The organism is Acidovorax sp. SUPP2539 (assembly GCF_030158975.1).
GTDB lineage: Bacteria > Pseudomonadota > Gammaproteobacteria > Burkholderiales > Burkholderiaceae_C > Paracidovorax.
The window spans coordinates 1-2,424 of sequence record NZ_BQXJ01000016.1 but is presented as its reverse complement, the minus strand read 5'-3'; the positions used below and the strand labels follow the sequence as shown (position 1 = coordinate 2,424).

Sequence of the window (2,424 nt, the reverse complement as noted above, 5' to 3'; positions counted from 1 at the left end):
GCAGCCCTTGCCAGTCTTGCTGCAGCAGCCGGCCCATGGGGTCCAGGCGCCGGGTCTGGGTGACTGCGGCATGGACCCGTTGCGCGCCGCCCTCCAGCTGCAGGCTGCGCGCGACCTCCCGGTGCAGCGCATCGCGTTCGATGGCCAGCACCGGGGTCTTGTCCAGCAGCAGCCCGTGCACGTGGCCCGAGCCGTAGGCCAGCCAGTCCAGCTCGCCCAGGCCCTGCAGCAGGCTGCCCACCCGCTGCCCCAGCGCCCCCAGGCGGTGCGCGATGCGGTGTTCGAACTCGGGCTCTGGTTCGCCGCCCCGCAGTGGCGCATGCGCCTGCCGGTACAGGGTCTGCGCCTCGCCCGTGGACCGGCCGAAGGCGTCGCGCTCCAGGGCCACGCGCGTGTCGGCGATGAGGCGCTCGGCCTGCAGGCGCTGCGCGGCTTCGGCCAGGGCCGGATCGGGCTCTGCGGCAGAGGTTGCGCCCAGGGCCAGCAGGGCTTGCAGCAGCGGGGCGGGAACGTCCAGCCATTGCTCGCCCAGGGTCTGGGGGTGGGTCTGGGGGTGGGCGCGGCCTTGTTCTGCCGCCCAGGGCAGGTGCGCGCTCCACGTGCGGGCCACGGTGAGAGCGCCGCGGTCGTCGTACTCGTAGGCCTGGATCTGCAGGCTCTCGCCGCGGTCATGGGCGCTGGTGTCGTTGCCCTGCGCGCTTGGCAGGCCCGGGGAGCGGACCAGCACGCGGGCCACGATGCGCCCGCCCGCATCGTGGTGGTTGCGGCTCCTCACGGTGGCGCCCAGCCCTTGGGCAGCCGTCCCCTGCCCGGCCATTCCTGGCCCGGCCATCCCCTGCACGCCCGGGTGGTGGCCCTGCCCGTGCCCATCGCTCTTGTGCACGAGCTGGCCGGCCGCGTCGTAGCCATAGACCTGCACGCGCCCGTCGAATCCCACCTCTTGCACCAGCCGGTCCTGCACGTCGTGCACGAAGCGGGTGACGGCCTGGTTTTCGTTGATGAGCTCCACCAGACGGCCCGCCACGTCGTAGCGCAGCGCGAATCCCTGGCCGGCCTGGGTTTGCGCGACGACGCGGCCCCACAGGTCGTGCCCGTAGGTGACGGAGGTGCTGGGCAAGGCGCTGTGGCCCGCGGCATCCCCCTCCCCCACAGGCTGCGCACTGTGCGTGGCCGCCTGCAATTGGCCGTTCGGGCCCCAGCGGTATTGCACCTGCGAGCCGTCGGGCGCCATGACGCGGGTGGGCCGGCCCGCGCCGTCGTACTGGTAGCGCGTGCGCTGGTTCAGGGCATCGATGCTCTCGCGCACTTCGCCAAAGGCGCCGTAGTGCCAGGCATGCACCCGGCCCGAGCAGTCGGTGTGGCGCGTGAGTTGCCCGCAGCCGTTGTAGGCCAGTTCCTTGCGCCCGCCCTGCGCGTCGATGACGGCCACGGGCTGGTCGCACCAGGGCTGCGTGGCGGGGTCGATGGCGCCCTCGGCGGTCAGGGGGGCGTATTCGAAGCGGGTGGCGAGGGCCGGGGCATCCAGTCCCTGGGGATCGCCCACGGTCACCTGCCGCAGCCGGCCCCAGGTGTCGTAGTCCATGTGGGTTGGCAGCGCCCCCAGGCCCACGCTCTGCAGCAGCAGGCCGTCCTGCGCCGAGCCCGCCTCGCCCCAGCGATAGCGGGTGCTGCGCCCGTCGGGGTGCTGCGTGCCCAGCAGCCGCCCGGCGCCGTCGTAGCGCCACCAGGTGGTGCGCCCCAGCGGATCGGTGTGCGCCACGCGCCGGCCCGCGCTGTCGTAGCGGTCGCGCTGCTCGGCCCCATCGGGCAGCACGAGCCGCACCAGGCGCTTGTCTCCGCCTGCGCCTTCGAAGTGGTAGCGGGTGAGCCGGTTCAGGCTGTCGCGCACGCGCACTTCGCTCACCGGCACGGGCTGCAGCATGGACGGCGACATGGGCTGCGGGGTGTCGGGGACTGGGGTGTCGGGGTCCGTCTCGGACTCGCCGATCGCAGCCGGGGGGGCCGCCTGGGTGGCGAGGGGGATGGCGGGGGGATCGCGGTATTCGAAGAGGTACGACAGTCCCTGCTCGTTGTGCTGCTCCACCACGCGGGCGCCGGGCCGGGGCATGGCCACGCCCTGGTCTTCATAGACGTAGGTGTGCAGCGGGCCGCTGCGCACCCGGTGGCGCACCATGCGGTGCACCCGGTCGTAGCCGAACTCGCGCGTGCGCTGGCCGTCCCGCCCCAGCACCTCCACCAGGTCGCCCGCGCTGTCGTAGCGGTAGCGCACCAGCGGCACCCGGTAGCCCGGGCCGGTGCAGGCCGCATCCAGCGGGTTGTGCACGCAGTCCACGCCGGTCAGGCGCTCGCCGCTGTCCGGGCCGAGCAGCGGGTGGGCGGTGGCGGTGGCGGTGGCGGTGGCGGTGGCGGTGGCGGTGGCGGTGG

At 73.8% G+C, this 2,424-nt stretch carries 1 pseudogene; it reads right to left on the bottom strand.

The features are described from left to right. Positions 1-2,424, bottom strand: a pseudogene (locus tag AVTE2539_RS26200) (RHS repeat-associated core domain-containing protein); the annotation flags it as partial.